We start from the raw sequence: 14,494 nt of genomic DNA on the forward strand, positions 1-14,494 counted from the left end.
CAGGCAGCGGCTCTGCGGAAGCCGCGCTAAAGTGGCCCCAAAGCCAGTTCCAGCGTTGAGATGCAGATCTGTTTGGCGGCTTTGGGCGAGAGCAGTTTCGGCTCGATGCAGCGCTCTAACCCCAAGCCATCCACCAAGGCGATCAGCATTTGTGCCAGCGACTTCACATCAACAGTCAGCCCCCGTGCGGTAGCAATCTCGGCCAGCGCGGTTTCCAAATCGCGGCGGTAGCGGGTGTATTGGCGGCGGTGTTCGCGCTTCAGGGCGGGGTTGTTGACGATCTCGGACCACAGGGCGAGCCAGATGTTCAGCTCTTCCCGGCTAAAAAACTCGGGCGCGAACATGGCGTCGATGATCGACAGAAGGCGTGATTTTTTCGGATTGGGCGTTTCCAGCCCCGAATGCAGGCGTTCATACATGGTGCGGTAGACAGCGACCAGCAGGCCATCTTTCGACTTGAAATGATGGGTGATCAGACCGCGCGAAACACCGGCCTCGTTGCAGATGTTGTCGATGGTGAATTCAAGGATGCCGCCCCGCGCGAGGCAAGCCAGACTGGCCTGGATCAGGCTGGCTGATCGCTGGGCCGAGGTCAGGCGGGTGTATTTTGGGGCCGTGGCGGTTGTCATCGCTTGCCTGTTCGGTGAGGGTCGGGCCGAGGAACTCCCGGCCCGACCCTAGGTGTCGTTGATTAGATCGCTGTAATCAAGCCTTTGTAAACATGACCGGATCGGGGTGACCATCGGCAAGGATCACCGGCCTGATATTGCTGTCATGGATGGCGATGTAGGGCTCGAAGCAGATGAAGATGAAACAACCGGAGGCTTCCATCAGATCTTCCATCTGGTTGAAGATCGCTTTGCGCTTGGCTTCATCCTGTTCGGTCAGGCCCTGCTGATACAAAGCCTCAAACTCGGGGCTGTCAAAGAACGACCAGTTGTAGATGCCGATCTGATCAGGGCGGAACCATACAAGGTTTTCGGTGGGATCAATGCCGCCCGCGAAATTCATCAGCGCCAGCTCCAGCGATTTGTAGCCATCGCCGGCAGTCTTGTCGCCTTCAGACCAATAGGCGGCGTCTTCGGTGGGCTGGATTTCGATGGTGATGCCTGCCTCGGCCATGCTGGCCTGGAAGATCTGCGCAATGGCCTGTGTGGTGCTGTCGGTCAGTGCGACCAGTTTCAGGGTCAGATCCGACACACCGGCTTCGGCCAGCAATGCCTTGGCCTTTTCGACGTCACGGGTGGGGATCAGGTTAGAGGCGCGGGCGAACGGGCTGGTGGGGGGAACCACGCCCGTCGAGCGGGTCGCCAGCCCGTCATAAGCCCCTATCAGCACGGCATCGCCGTCATAGGCGTATTGGATGGCTTGCCGGACGCGAACGTCTTTCAGTGGCTCCGCGTTCATATTGATGGTCAGCCAGGCATAGCGCGCCGATTGCGCCTGAATCAGCGTGGCACCTTCGGGCATGGCAGCCTTGATCTGTGCGGTGGAACTGACCGCAAGCTTGGTGAAATCGAAGGCGTCAGCCTCGTAAGCCAGTTGGGCGGCTTGGTCATCACCGACGATGTAGATCTCAACGGTCGAGAATGCGGGTTTTGGGCCGGGCCAATCCGGGTTGGCGGTGAGGGTGACTTTCTGGTTCTGCTCCCACGCGGCAAAGTGGTAGGGGCCACATTCGGCGGGGGCTTCGGTGGTGTAACTGCCGCCGACTTTCTCGGTGGCGGCTTTGCAGATGATATTGCCGCCGTAATAGGGCAGCGCGATCACCATGAAGGGGGCGAAGGCTTCTTTCAGGTGGATGATGCCAGAGCGGGCGTCGATCACCTCGACATAGTCAAGTTTTTCAAACTGATAGGCCCAAGCGGAATCACTGCCTGCGATGCGTTCGAAGGAAAACTTCACGTCTTCGGGGGTGACGGGGCCGAAACCATTCGACCAGACAAGGCCCTCGCGCAGGGTGAAGCCGATTTTGGTGGGGTCGATCCAGTCGATTTTCTCGGCACCCCACGGCTGCCATTTGTTACCATCGCGCATGTCGCCCAAGCGCACGAGGGCGACTTGGGTGCAGCGCGGGATGATCTCATCCAGCTCACCGATGATGCCTTTCGGGTCGATCACCTGAAAATCTGCGCCGACGCGAAGGCGCAGGGTATCGCCCTCGGCGGCCCAGGCGAATTTTGCGGGCAGGGTGAGGGCTGCGAGGGCAGCGCCTGCGGTTTGCAGGAAGCCGCGACGGTCGATGCGCCATTGGGTCATGTAAATGCTCCTGTCGGGGGTTGGGCGAAATGGCAGCGCACGAAGCGGGCGGGGCTGATTTCGCGAAGCTGTGGGGGGTCGGTGCGGCAGATGGGTTGGACATGGGGGCAGCGGCTTTGGAAGACGCAGGCCTTTGGGCGATTGAGCAAGCTGGGGATTTCCCCGTTGATCGCAAGATCTCGACGGCGTTTGCGCGGGTCTGGCAGCGGTTCGGCGGCGATCAGGCTTTGGGAATAGGGGTGCAGCGGCTGCGCGAAGGTTTGCCGCGTGGGGCCGATCTCGACCAGTCGGCCCAGATACATCACCGCGATACGATCCGAGACATGGCGGACCATCGCAAGGTTGTGACTGATGATCAGATAGCTGAGGCCGAGGCGGGTCTTGAGGTCGGTCATCAGGTTGAGGATTTCACCTTGGACTGACACATCAAGGCCTGCGGTGGGCTCATCCGCGATGACGAGTTTGGGGTTCAGCACCAGCGCGCGGGCGACACCGACGCGGCGGGCTTGGCCACCGGAAAGCTCATGCGGGTAGCGGGTGGCAAAATCGGGGGGGAGGCCTACGAGGGCCAGCATTTCGGCGATTTTGGTTTTGGGCACGGGATGGCGGTGGATGATCAGCGGTTCGGCCAGAAGTGCTCCGATGGTCATGCGGGGGGAAAGCGAGGCGATGGCGTCCTGGAACATCATCGCGGTGGCGCGGCGCATGGCGGTGAAATCGGCTTTGGTGGTGCGCTGGGCTTGGTCGAAATGGATGGTGCCGTGGGTGGTGGGGGAAAGGCCAAGCAGAGCGCGGGCGAGGGTGGTTTTGCCGGAGCCGGACTCGCCGACAAGACCAAGGGTTTCGCCGGGGTTCAGGGTGAAGGAGACGTCGGCGAAGATTTGCAGGCTGCGTCTGGATTTGGGGTTCAAGGCCGACAGCAGACCATCCCTTAACGGCAGGTCTAGGGCGAGATTATTGACGGAGAGCAGCGTCATGGTTGCGCCCCGATGCCGTGCGCCTTGTGGCAGAGCGCGGATTGCGTGGCCGAAATTTGCACGCGCGGGGGCGGGGTGGCACAGATGGCGCTAGCGCGGGGGCAGCGCGGGGCGAAGCTGCATCCGGTGGGGGGATTGCGCAGATCTGGCAGGCGGCCTGGGATGGTGGGCAGGATCGGGGTTGGGTCATCAAAATGGCCCGGATCGCAGGCGATCAACGCGCGGGTGTAGGGGTGGCGGGGGGCGTGGAACAGGTCATCGACAAGGGCTTCTTCCACCACCTCGCCCGCATACATCACATAGACGCGGTCGCAGAGTTCGGCGACCACACCAAGATGATGCGTGATCACAAGGATCGCGCCCTGATAATCGCGGCGCAGGCCGCGCAGCAGGTGGATGATCTGCGCCTCCATCGTCACATCAAGTGCTGTGGTGGGTTCATCGGCGACGAGGATCGTGGGGTTCATCAGCAAGGCGGCGGCGATGGCGACGCGTTGGCGCATCCCGCCGGAGAGTTGATGCGGATAGCGGCGCAGAGTGAGATCGGGGTCGGGCATACCCACGCGGGCGAGCAAAGCGCGGGCGCGGGAGAGCTTCTCCGCACGCGGGATTTGGGCGGCATGTTGGAAATCCACCAATTGCGCGCCCATCGTCAGCACCGGGTTGAAGGCAGTCATCGGGTCTTGGAAGATCATCGCGATGTCTTGGCCGCGCAGGGCGCGCTGGGCCTCGGGTGGCAGGGTCAGGATGTCTTGGCCCTTGTAGCGGACCGCGCCGCCTGTCACCTGCGCGGCGGGTGGCAGCAGGTTGATCACGCTTGCTGCCAGAGTGGATTTGCCGCAACCGCTTTCGCCGACGATGCCGATCACTTCGCCCGCGCGCGCCACCAGACTTGCCCCGCGCAGGGCCGAAAGGCGTCCGTGGTCGGTGTGGTAGGCGATGCTGAGGGCGTCGATTTCCAGCAGGGGCGGATTCATCGCGGCCTCGCGGTGGCAAAGCGTGGGTCGAGGGCATCGCGCAAGCCTTCGCCGAGAAAGGTAAAGCCAAGGGTGGCCAGCACAAGCGGCGCACCTGCCGCAATGACCAAAGTGCTGGAGCTGCGGATAGAGGTGTAGCCGTCATAAAGCAGATTGCCCCAAGATGGGGTGGGCGGCTTGACCCCCAGATTGAGATAGCTCAGCCCCGCTTCGAGCATGATCACCACCGGAATATCCATCGACAGCACGATGCACAGCGGGCCGAACACGTTGGGCAGCAGGTGGCGCAACAGGATGCGGGGCGTGCTGGCCCCGATCGCCTGTTCGGCCACGATGAAATCTGCGCTGCGCAGCGCCAGAGTTTGCGCGCGGATCAGCCGCGCATAGCCGGGGATCGAGACAAGCACGACGACCAGGATCAATGTGCCGGTGCCGGGGCCAATCGCGGTGATGATCGCCAGTGCAAACATCATCATCGGCAGCGAGTTCAGCGCATCGAACACCAGCACCAACATGGCATCCAGCCAGCGCGGGCCGTAGCCTGCGATCAGTCCCAGCAGCATGCCGACGCTTCCGGCAATGGCGGTGGCCGTCAGCGCGATGGAAAGCGCGGTGCGTGCGCCGTAGATGATGCGCGACAGCGTGTCCCGGCCCAGCTGATCGGTGCCCAGCCAATGCGCAAAGCTGGGGGCTTGCAGCTTGGCGCGCACATCCAGCGCCAACGGATCATAGGGTGCAAGCAAGGGGGCAGCCACGGCCATCAGGATAAACAGGCTGACAAGGATCAGGCCCATCAGCCCCATCGGATCGCGGATCAGCGCCCGCAGCGCGCGGGTGTCAGCGGGCCAGCGCATCGCGCACCCGTGGGTCGAGCTTGGCGATCAGCAGATCAGCGGCGGTGATCACCATCAGATAAAACGCCGTGGTCACCAATACTGTGCCCATCACCACCGGGTAGTTGCGCTTGAACACAGCCCCAGTGATCAGGGTGCCAATGCCGGGGCGCGAGAACACGGTTTCGACAAAGACGGCGCTGGACAGGATACCGCCAAGCCCCACAGCGATCACCGAAATCGTCGGCACGATGGCCAAGCGCAGGGCGTAGCGGGTGACAACTTTGCGCTCGGGGATGCCAAAGGCGCGGGCGGTGCGGATGTGGTTGGCGGCCATGATCTCCAGCATCGAGGCGCGCACCATGCGGGCCAGATAGCCAACCCAGCCAAGCCCGACTGCAAGGGATGGCAGGATCAAGGCTTTGATTTGCGACGAAATATCACCTGTCTTCCCCGCGCCAATCGCAGGCAACCATTGCAGCCAGACGGCGAAGATCAACAACAGGTAAATGGCGACGACAAAAGACGGCACCGAGATGAAGCTGACCGAAACAAGACCCAGCGCGCGGTCGATGAATGTCCCCCGATAGACCACGGCAAGGACGCCGAGCGTGATGCCAAGGGTAAGCGCCCAGCTGAGGGCTGTGACCCCGAGCAGCAAGGTTTGCGGGAAGGCCTCAAGTATTTGGTCAAGCACCGGGCGCTTTGACCAGACATCAATGCCCAGATCACCTTGCGCCGCATTGGAAAAGAAGCGCCAGATTTGCACCAGAACCGGCTGATCCAGCCCCATGCGTTCCGTCAGCAGCGCCTTCAAGGCAGGTGTGGCGCGCGGGCCGAGCGCGACGCTGGCGGGATCGCCGGGGACAAGGAAAACCATGCCATACATCGCCAGCATGACCACAAACAGGATCAGCACGGCCAGTGCGATGCGTTTGATGGCATAGCTCAGCATGGGTCAGACCATGTCACGCGCGATCTCCTCATCCCATTGGCGTTCAAAGATCAGGGTTTCGGCTTCGTGGATCTTCAGGGTCTGCTCAACGCGGAAATGTGTGGCGGTGCAGGACATGCGGCCTGTGGAGTGGTGGTGGATGGTGGTTTGCGGGAACTGCATGGTGACGCGGTAATCGGTGGTGGTGACGGCAGAGAGCGGGTCACCGTCGATGATTTCGTGGCTGATGATGCCGGTGGCGGTTTGGGTCTGGCCAATGTCGGGCATGGTTTTGCTGTAGGTCCAGCGCGGGAAATCCACGGTCATTTTGCCCGAAAGCAGGTCTCGGCTGACGCGGCGCAGCGGCGGGTTTTCGACCGGGTGGTAGGTGTGCGGGGTTTGTGGGGCGCGGATCGGCGGGGCGAAGGCGGGAAGGCTGGCATCTTCGGGGCGGCTTGGGCGGACGGGCAGGTCGAGCCAGCTTTCACCCAAGTGGATGTTGAGGGTCGCCAGGTCCGGCGAAGGCCAGGCGATCGGGTAATAGGTGGTCGAGATCGACACGGCGATGCGGTGGCCGGGCGGGAAAGCATGGGCGATATCATCCAGATCGACGGTCGCGGTGTGGCTTTGGCCGGGCGTCAACGCGATGGCGTGTTCGTGGCTGTCGCGGTGAGTGAGGTTCAGCAGACCCACAGCGACGCGGGTAGAGCGGCCATCGGGGGCGACGTTATTCAGGCGGACGGCAACTAGGGCTTGGGGTTTGTCGCTGGAAAAGCTCAGGTGCAATTGCGCAGCGCCGAGGATCTCTTTGGTTTCCGTCAGGGGCGCGGTGATGAACACCAGCGAGCCGCCATCATCCTCGCGTTGATCGGTGGGCCAGTCGGCATCGTTGCCATAGCGACCGACTTCTCCGGCGGTCAGGCCGACCCACAGGGGGGAGCAGATTTGCGCGATGCCGTCGCCAGTGCCGCCCAAAACACCGTTTGCGCCCAAGGCCATGCGCTCGGGTTGGATGCGGGGGGAAGGCCAAGACTCTTCAGCCACCCAGCGTCCGGGACGTTCCAGATAGCAGGTTTGCGGCGGCACATGTTCCTGCATCCAGACCCGATACATCGGCTGATCCATCATGCCGGTGTCGATGCCCTTGGTCCAGTGATCCAGCCAGCGCACCAGTTCTTGCAGCCAGCCGATGGCGGGCTCTACCGTCACCTCATGCGGGTAGCTGTGCGCCCACGGGCCAACGAGGCCAAGGCGCGGGCCGGAAAGGTTGGCCAGCAGGCGCGGCACGGCTTCGGAATAGTTGTCGGCCCAGCCGCTGATGGCATAGACCGGGATGGTGACGGCAGAGAAATCCTCGCAGATCGAGCCCTGCTTCCAGTAGTCATCGCGGCGCTGATGGTGCAGCCATTCGATGATCCAGGGCTGGTTGGCGTGAATGCGATCCATCCACATCGCGCGCCATGCTTCACCGACCACTTGCGGATCGGGCGGCAGATCGTTGCCCGAGAACATCGTGGCCGACCAGTCGAAATTATCCTTGGAAAGACAGCCGCCGACCCAATGAATATCGGTGGCATAGCGATCATCGGTGGATCCCACCGTGATGATGCTCTTCAACGCCGGGGGCTGACGCGCGGCGATTTGCAAGCCGTTGAAGCCGCCCCATGAAATGCCGATCATCGACACCTGACCATCGCACCACGGCTGTTGCGCAAGCCATTCAATCGCGGCCACGCCATCCAGCTGTTCCTGCTCGGTATATTCGCCAGTGATGACGCCATCACTCTCGCCCGTGCCGCGAATGTCCAGCCGGATACAGGCGTAGCCATGCCCTGCCACATACATATGCAGTCCCTGATCGCGGGTGCGGGTGCCGTCGCGCAGGCGGTAGGGGAGATATTCCAGCAAGACCGGAACGGGGGTTGTTCCCGTCAGCGCCGTCTCGGGCAGCCACAGCTTTGCAGCCAGCCGCGTGCCGTCTGGCAGCGGCACCCAGAGGGCTTCGATGACTTCAACCTTATGCGGAAACTCAGTCTGGATTTGTGGCATGTGATCCCCTTGTTGAACGATCATGTAACAAGAGATCACCACTTGGCAACATAAATTTAAGGGCATTGACGCATAGAGAAATTGATACTTACTATACAGTCATTCAACACAGAGGCGATGATGGACCCTAGCCACGCGATCTTGTTCCAGTCTGTCCGCATCGGGCCAGTCACTGCGCCGAACCGATTCTATCAGACGCCACATGCGACCGGCCTGGGCTGGCAGCGCCCGCAGGCGGGGGCGGCTTTGCGCGGGATCAAGGCAGAGGGCGGTTGGGGGGTGGTGTGCACCGAGTATTGCTCGATCCATCCAACCTCAGACGACAGCCCGCACGGGTTTCTGACCCTGTGGGACGATGGCGACATTCCGGCGCTGGCGCTGACGGCGGATGCCATTCACGCGCATGGCAGTCTGGCGGGGATTGAGTTGTGGCATGGTGGGGCCCACGCATCGAACCGGATGACGCGGCTGCCGGGGATCGCACCGGACATCCAGCCTGCGATGTTCCATCTGCCGACCACGGCGCGGGCGATGGATGCCAGTGACATCAAGGCGTTCCGGGGCTGGCAACGCGACGCAGCTTTGCGGGCCAAGCGGGCCGGGTTTGACATTGTCTATGTCTATGCGGGCCATGATTACCTGCCGTTTCAGTTCCTGTCGGGCCGCAGCAACACGCGCGGCGATGCTTACGGCGGCAGTTTAGAGAACCGCGCGCGGCTCTTGCGTGAGATGATCGAGGATACCAAAGAGGCTGTCGGCGACACCTGCGCCGTGGCTGTGCGGCTGGCGGTGGATGAGTTGCACGGGCCACGCGGCATCACCAGTGAGGGTGAGGGGCGCGAGGTGATTGAGATGCTCGCTGAACTGCCAGACCTGTGGGATGTGAACATTGCGGGCGCGCTGGGCAATGACAGTAAATCGGCGCGGTTTAGTGCCGAGGGGTTTCAGGACCGCTATGTGTCCTTCGTGAAAAGCCTGACCACAAAGCCGGTGGTGGCTGTGGGGCGGTTTACCTCACCCGAGACGATGGTGGCGCAGATCAAGCGCGGCGTGCAGGATTTCATCGGGGCGGCGCGGCCCTCGATTGCCGATCCGTTTTTACCGTTGAAGATTCGCGAAGGCCGGGCGGATGAAATTCGCGAGTGTATTGGCTGCAACATGTGCCGCGCCGCGAATAATGAGGCGGTGCATTTGCGCTGCACGCAGAACCCGACGATTGCTGAAGAATGGCGGCAGGGCTGGCATCCTGAGCGGATTGCCATGCTGCCGAAGCGGGACAAGGTGTTGGTCGTGGGCGCGGGGCCCGCAGGGCTGGAGGCGGCGCTGGCTTTGGGGCGGCGTGGGGCCGAGGTGACTTTGGCCGAGCGGGGCGGGGCTTTGGGCGGGCGGATCCTGCGCGAATCGACCTTGCCGGGGCTTTCGACGTGGATCCGGGTGCGCGATTGGCGGGCGCATATGATCGGCAAGCTGGACACTGTGCAGGTCTATCCGGGCAGCGAGATGACGGTTGGCGACATTGCCGATTTCGGCGCGGATCATGTGGTGCTGGCGACGGGGTCGCGCTGGCGGCGGGACGGCATTGGTGTGTCAGGAATGCAGGCATTAGATTTGCCCAAAGCGTTGACTCCAGATGATATTTTTTCCGGGGCTGCGGTGAATGGCCCGGTGGTGATCTATGATGACGAGCACTACTTCATGGCCGGTGCTTTGGCGGAACGGCTGCGTGGGCTGGGGCATGCGGTTTGCTATGTGACGTCCCACGCGACCGCGTCAAGCTGGACAGCGCTGACAGATGAGCAGGGCTTTGTGCAGGCGAAACTGTTGCAGGCGGGGGTCGAGATCGTGGCCTCGCACCTGCTGGTCGGGCATGAGGTGGGCGCTGTGCGACTGGCCTGCGGCTATACCGGGCGTGAGGTGGAGCGGGCTTGCGGCACGTTGATCACAGTGACGGGGCGGCTGCCCGTAGATGATCTTTATGCGCCGCTGCTGGCCAGTGGGGTTGCGGTTTCGCGTGTTGGCGATTGTCTGCAACCGTCCTCGATCGCCGATGCGGTCTATTCGGCGCATCGCTTTGTGCGGGGATTTGGCGGGCCAATTGAGCCTGTGTTGCGGCGCGAAAAACCGCCGCTAAAGGGGATGCTATGACTGATTCCGCTCCACGCAAACGCAGCGCGACCCGTGGCCCCCGCGTGCTGGGGGCCTTGCATCAATCTCCGTTCGGGCAAGTGCCGCGGCCCTATGCGCCGACCGAAGTGCTGTCAGCGGATCATGTCATGGCGATCCACAACGCGGCTTTGCGGGTGCTGGCAGAGATTGGCATGGCGGTGTTAGAGCCGCAGGCGCGGGCGCTGTTCGCGCAGGCGGGCGCGCAGGTTACGGGCGAAACCGTGCGGCTGGACCCGGATTTGCTGACCGCTCTGCTGTCAACAGTGCCCCGCAGCTTTGGGCTAGAGGCGCGTAATCCAGCGCGGAACCTGCAGTTTGGCGGGGCGGATTGCGTGTTCGCCTCGGTCGGTGGGCCAGCCTATGTGATGGACAATGAGGGCGGGCGCAGGAATGGCAGCTTTGCCGAGATGCAGGATTATCTGAAGCTTATCCAAAGCCTGAATGTGATTCACCAAAGCGGCGGCAATCCGTTCGAGCCGATGGACCTGCCCGCTCACACCCGCTATCTCGACTGCTTTCACGCGCAAATCCGGCTGCTGGACAAGAACTGGCAGACCGAAACCTTGGGGCGGCAGCGGACCCTGGACGGGATTGAGATGGCCGCGATCAGCCTTGGCACCACGCCGGAAGGGCTGCGGGACAGGCCTTGTTTGCTGGGGATCATCAACACCAACTCGCCGTTGCAGCTGGATATTCCGATGGCCGAGGGGCTGATCACCATGGCGGAATATGGTCAGGTGGTGGTGATCACGCCGTTCACCTTAGCGGGCGCGATGAGCCCGGTGACGCTGGCCGGCGCGTTGGTGATGCAGCATGCCGAAGCGATGGTGGGCATTGCTTTGACCCAGATCGTGCGGCCGGGGGTGGCGGTGATGTACGGTGGATTTACTTCAAACGTCGATATGCGCTCGGGCGCGCCTGCGTTTGGCACGCCGGAATATACCAAGGCGGCGCAGGCCTCGGGGCAGTTGGCGCGGCTGATCGGGGTGCCGTTTCGGTCGTCCAATGTCAACGCTGCGAATGAGGTCGATGCACAGGCGGCGTATGAGTCGCAGATGTCGCTGTGGGGGGCAATGATGGGCGGCGCGCATTTGATCGAACATGCGGCGGGTTGGCTACATGGCGGTCTGACGGCGAGTTTTGAGAAGCTGATCGTTGACGCTGAAATGCTGCAAATGATGCAGGAGTATTTCACGCCGCTGGTGGTGGATGAGGCGACTCTGGCATTCGATGCAATCCGCGAAGTGGGGTCAGGCGGGCATTTCTTTGGCTCTGATCATACGATGAGCCGCTATGAGCAGGCGTTCTATACGCCGCTGCTCTCAAACTGGGATAACCACACGACCTGGCTTGGCAAGGGCGGCATCAAGACGCGTGAGCGAGCGAATTTGGTCTGGAAGCAGATGCTGGCAGAATATGAACAACCGCCACTGGACCCCGCGATTGATGAGGCACTAGGGGCGTTTGTGGCAAAGCGAAAGGCGGAAGGCGGCGCGCCAATGAATTAGGCGGGCATCGCTGCCCGCCTAATTCAGCTTTTCATACCGTCCCAAAAGCCTTTGACTTTTGAGAAGAACGACGATCCTTCCGGGTTGTTATCCGTCGCCAGCGTGTCGAATTCCCGCAGGATTTCTTTCTGACGCGCGGTCAGGTTGACCGGAGTTTCCACCGCCAGCTCGATCACCATATCGCCGGACCCACCACCGCGCAGGGCGGGCATGCCCTTGGCGCGCAAGCGCATTTGCTTGCCGGTTTGCGCGCCCGCAGGCACTTTGACGCGGGATTTACCGCCGTCAATCGTCGGCACTTCCACCTCGCCGCCCAAGGCTGCGGTGGCCAGAGTGATCGGCACACGGCAGAACAGATGCACGCCATCGCGTTGGAAAATCGCGTGCTCTTTCATCTCGATGAAGATGTAAAGATCACCTGACGGCCCGCCGCGCATGCCAGCTTCGCCTTCGCCTGCAAGACGGATGCGCGTGCCCGTTTCCACCCCTGCCGGGATGTTGACGGACAGCGAGCGATCTTTCTCAACCCGGCCATGCCCTGCGCAGTTCTTGCAGGGGTTTTTCACCATCTGTCCGGCGCCGTTACAGGTGGGGCAGGTGCGTTCAACGGTGAAGAAACCCTGCTGCGCCCGCACCTTGCCCATGCCCGAGCAGGTCGGGCAGGTCACAGGCTCTGCACCGCCCTCGGCACCAGTGCCGTGACAGATATCGCAGGTGACCGAGGTCGGCACATTGATGGTTTTCTGAACCCCTGCAAAGGCTTCTTCCATGCTGACGCGCAGGTTATAGCGCAGGTCAGACCCACGTTGCGCGCGCGAACGCCCGCCACCGCCACGGCCACCGGTGAAGTTGCCAAACAGATCTTCGAACACATCCGAGAAAGCGGAAGCGAAATCGCCATTGCCGCCGGCATAGCCGCGCTGACCCGCGCCGCCGCCCCCCATGCCGCCTTCAAAGGCCGCATGACCATAACGGTCATAGGCCGCCTTTTTATCGGCGTCTTTCATCACCTCATAAGCTTCGTTCAGCTCTTTGAACTGCGCTTCGGCGTTGGGATTGTCGGAATTGCGGTCGGGGTGAAGCTCTTTCGCCTTCACCCGGTAGGCCTTCTTCAAATCCTCTGCGGAAGCACCCTTGGAGGCACCGAGAATGTCGTAGTAATCGCGCTTTGCCATTGCAAAACCCCTTCACGGGAACGCGGCAGGGCGGCCCCTGTCTGGGCCGCCCTGTTTTCGTTCCTGGCGGCTTACTTCCGCTTGTTGTTCCCGAGATCTTCGAAGTCAGCGTCGATGATGTCTTCATCCACGCCGCGCTGATCATCCTCATCCTTGCCTTCGGCTTGGTCTGCCGAGGCTTTGTAGATCGCCTCGCCCAGCTTCATCGCCGCTTCGGTCAGGTTCTGGATGCCGCCTTTGATCTTGCCAGCGTTTTCGGTTGCCAGCGCATCTTCCAGCGCCGACATCGCCAGCTCGATCACTTCAACGGTCGAGGGATCAACCTTGTCAGAGTGTTCGGTCAAAGAACGTTTGGTCGAGTGCAGCAGGCTTTCGGCCTGATTCTTCGATTCCACCAGCTCTTTGCGCTCTTTATCCGACTCGGCATTGGCTTCGGCGTCGCGGACCATTTTCTCGATATCCTCGTCGGACAGACCGCCCGAGGCTTGAATGGTGATCGCTTGCTCTTTGTTGGTGCCTTTGTCCTTGGCCTTCACCGAAACGATGCCGTTGGCGTCGATGTCGAAGGTGACCTCGATCTGCGGCAGACCACGCGGTGCTGGCGGGATGTGTTCAAGGTTGAACTGGCCCAGCATCTTGTTGTCGGCAGCCATTTCGCGCTCGCCTTGGAACACCCGGATCGTCACAGCGTTCTGGTTGTCTTCGGCGGTCGAGAACACTTGGCTTTTCTTCGTCGGGATCGTGGTGTTGCGATCGATCAGACGGGTGAACACGCCACCGAGGGTTTCAATGCCCAAGGACAGCGGGGTCACGTCCAGCAGAACCACGTCTTTGACGTCGCCTTGCAACACGCCAGCCTGAATAGCGGCACCAGCGGCCACAACCTCATCCGGGTTCACACCCTTGTGCGGCTCTTTGCCGAAGAACTTGGTGACTTCTTCCAGCACGCGCGGCATGCGGGTCATCCCGCCGACCAGAACCACTTCGTCAATGTCGCTGATCGAGATGCCAGCGTCTTTCAACGCAGCAGCGCAGGGCTTCATCGACTTTTTAACCAGATCATCCACCAGCGATTCCAGCTTGGCACGGGTCAGTTTGACCACAAGGTGCAACGGCTGGCCGGTGTTTTTGTCCATCGAGATGAACGGCTGGTTGATTTCGGTCTGCTGGCTGGAGGAAAGCTCGATCTTGGCTTTTTCCGCCGCTTCTTTCAGACGCTGCAACGCCATCTTGTCCAAGGACAGATCAACGCCGTGCTCTTTCTTGAACTCATCCGCCAGGTAGTTGACGATGCGCATGTCAAAGTCTTCACCACCAAGGAAGGTGTCGCCGTTGGTGGATTTCACCTCGAACAAACCGTCGTCGATTTCCAGAATGGTGATATCGAAAGTACCGCCGCCAAGGTCATAGACCGCGATGGTGCGGGCTTCTTTCTTGTCCAGACCGTAGGCCAAAGCGGCTGCGGTCGGTTCGTTGATGATACGCAGCACTTCCAGACCGGCGATTTTGCCTGCGTCTTTGGTGGCCTGACGCTGGGCGTCGTTGAAATAGGCGGGCACGGTGATGACAGCCTGGGTGACGGTTTCACCCAAGTATGCCTCGGCGGTTTCTTTCAT

General features: G+C 61.5%; 11 protein-coding genes. 2 read left to right on the top strand and 9 right to left on the bottom strand.

From position 1 onward, the window contains the following. Positions 1-26 precede the first annotated feature (26 nt). The 7 genes from U1A24_RS19970 to U1A24_RS20000 form a co-directional block, all read right to left on the bottom strand. The gene (locus U1A24_RS19970; protein WP_322323741.1) at positions 27-629 is read right to left on the bottom strand and encodes a TetR family transcriptional regulator C-terminal domain-containing protein; all 603 of its coding nucleotides are present in this window, start codon (positions 627-629) and stop codon (positions 27-29) included. 76 nt (positions 630-705) lie between these two features. Then, complete coding sequence (locus tag U1A24_RS19975; RefSeq protein WP_322323742.1) at positions 706-2,259, bottom strand: ABC transporter substrate-binding protein; 1,554 nt, start codon at positions 2,257-2,259, stop codon at positions 706-708. Next, the gene (locus U1A24_RS19980; protein ID WP_322323743.1) at positions 2,256-3,236 is read right to left on the bottom strand and encodes an ABC transporter ATP-binding protein; all 981 of its coding nucleotides are present in this window, start codon (positions 3,234-3,236) and stop codon (positions 2,256-2,258) included. Before U1A24_RS19980 ends, U1A24_RS19975 begins: the two co-directional genes overlap by 4 nt. Next, entirely contained in the window at positions 3,233-4,213 is a 981-nt protein-coding gene (locus tag U1A24_RS19985) for an ABC transporter ATP-binding protein (RefSeq protein WP_322323744.1), read from the bottom strand. The genes U1A24_RS19980 and U1A24_RS19985 overlap by 4 nt, the downstream gene beginning before the upstream one ends. Continuing rightward, a complete protein-coding gene (locus U1A24_RS19990; protein WP_322323745.1) occupies positions 4,210-5,067 on the bottom strand; it encodes an ABC transporter permease in 858 nt (285 codons plus the stop codon). Before U1A24_RS19990 ends, U1A24_RS19985 begins: the two co-directional genes overlap by 4 nt. Next, positions 5,051-6,001 (bottom strand): ABC transporter permease, encoded by a 951-nt coding sequence (locus U1A24_RS19995; RefSeq protein WP_322323746.1) that lies wholly within the window; start codon positions 5,999-6,001, stop codon positions 5,051-5,053. Before U1A24_RS19995 ends, U1A24_RS19990 begins: the two co-directional genes overlap by 17 nt. Before the next feature lie 3 nt (positions 6,002-6,004). Beyond that, the gene (locus U1A24_RS20000; RefSeq protein ID WP_322323747.1) at positions 6,005-8,029 is read right to left on the bottom strand and encodes a CocE/NonD family hydrolase; all 2,025 of its coding nucleotides are present in this window, start codon (positions 8,027-8,029) and stop codon (positions 6,005-6,007) included. A gap of 120 nt (positions 8,030-8,149) precedes the next feature. Between U1A24_RS20000 and U1A24_RS20005 the strand changes: the two genes are divergently transcribed. Further along, entirely contained in the window at positions 8,150-10,174 is a 2,025-nt protein-coding gene (locus U1A24_RS20005) for an FAD-dependent oxidoreductase (RefSeq protein WP_322323748.1), read from the top strand. Then, on the top strand, positions 10,171-11,703 hold the full coding sequence (locus tag U1A24_RS20010) for a trimethylamine methyltransferase family protein (protein WP_322323749.1): 1,533 nt from the start codon (positions 10,171-10,173) through the stop codon (positions 11,701-11,703). The genes U1A24_RS20005 and U1A24_RS20010 overlap by 4 nt, the downstream gene beginning before the upstream one ends. A 23-nt stretch (positions 11,704-11,726) precedes the next feature. On the opposite strand, the gene dnaJ is transcribed toward U1A24_RS20010, so the two are convergent. Further along, positions 11,727-12,878: a molecular chaperone DnaJ gene (gene dnaJ / locus U1A24_RS20015; RefSeq protein ID WP_322323750.1), complete on the bottom strand. Its 1,152-nt coding sequence runs from the start codon at positions 12,876-12,878 to the stop codon at positions 11,727-11,729. A gap of 71 nt (positions 12,879-12,949) precedes the next feature. After that, a partial coding sequence (dnaK, locus tag U1A24_RS20020; protein WP_322323751.1) for a molecular chaperone DnaK occupies positions 12,950-14,494 on the bottom strand: 1,545 nt, incomplete at its 5' end.

It is taken from the genome of Cypionkella sp., assembly GCF_034376685.1.
Classification (GTDB): domain Bacteria; phylum Pseudomonadota; class Alphaproteobacteria; order Rhodobacterales; family Rhodobacteraceae; genus Cypionkella.

Bases quoted from the DNA above. Each gene is read 5' to 3' on its own strand.
- dnaJ (WP_322323750.1), bottom strand. From the start codon at position 12,878: ATGGCAAAGCGCGATTACTACGACATTCTCGGTGCCTCCAAGGGTGCT.
- U1A24_RS19970 (WP_322323741.1), bottom strand. From the start codon at position 629: ATGACAACCGCCACGGCCCCAAAATACACCCGCCTGACCTCGGCCCAG.
- U1A24_RS20000 (WP_322323747.1), bottom strand. From the start codon at position 8,029: ATGCCACAAATCCAGACTGAGTTTCCGCATAAGGTTGAAGTCATCGAA.
- U1A24_RS19980 (WP_322323743.1), bottom strand. From the start codon at position 3,236: ATGACGCTGCTCTCCGTCAATAATCTCGCCCTAGACCTGCCGTTAAGG.
- U1A24_RS19975 (WP_322323742.1), bottom strand. From the start codon at position 2,259: ATGACCCAATGGCGCATCGACCGTCGCGGCTTCCTGCAAACCGCAGGC.
- U1A24_RS20005 (WP_322323748.1), top strand. From the start codon at position 8,150: ATGGACCCTAGCCACGCGATCTTGTTCCAGTCTGTCCGCATCGGGCCA.
- U1A24_RS19995 (WP_322323746.1), bottom strand. From the start codon at position 6,001: ATGCTGAGCTATGCCATCAAACGCATCGCACTGGCCGTGCTGATCCTG.
- U1A24_RS19985 (WP_322323744.1), bottom strand. From the start codon at position 4,213: ATGAATCCGCCCCTGCTGGAAATCGACGCCCTCAGCATCGCCTACCAC.
- U1A24_RS19990 (WP_322323745.1), bottom strand. From the start codon at position 5,067: ATGCGCTGGCCCGCTGACACCCGCGCGCTGCGGGCGCTGATCCGCGAT.
- U1A24_RS20010 (WP_322323749.1), top strand. From the start codon at position 10,171: ATGACTGATTCCGCTCCACGCAAACGCAGCGCGACCCGTGGCCCCCGC.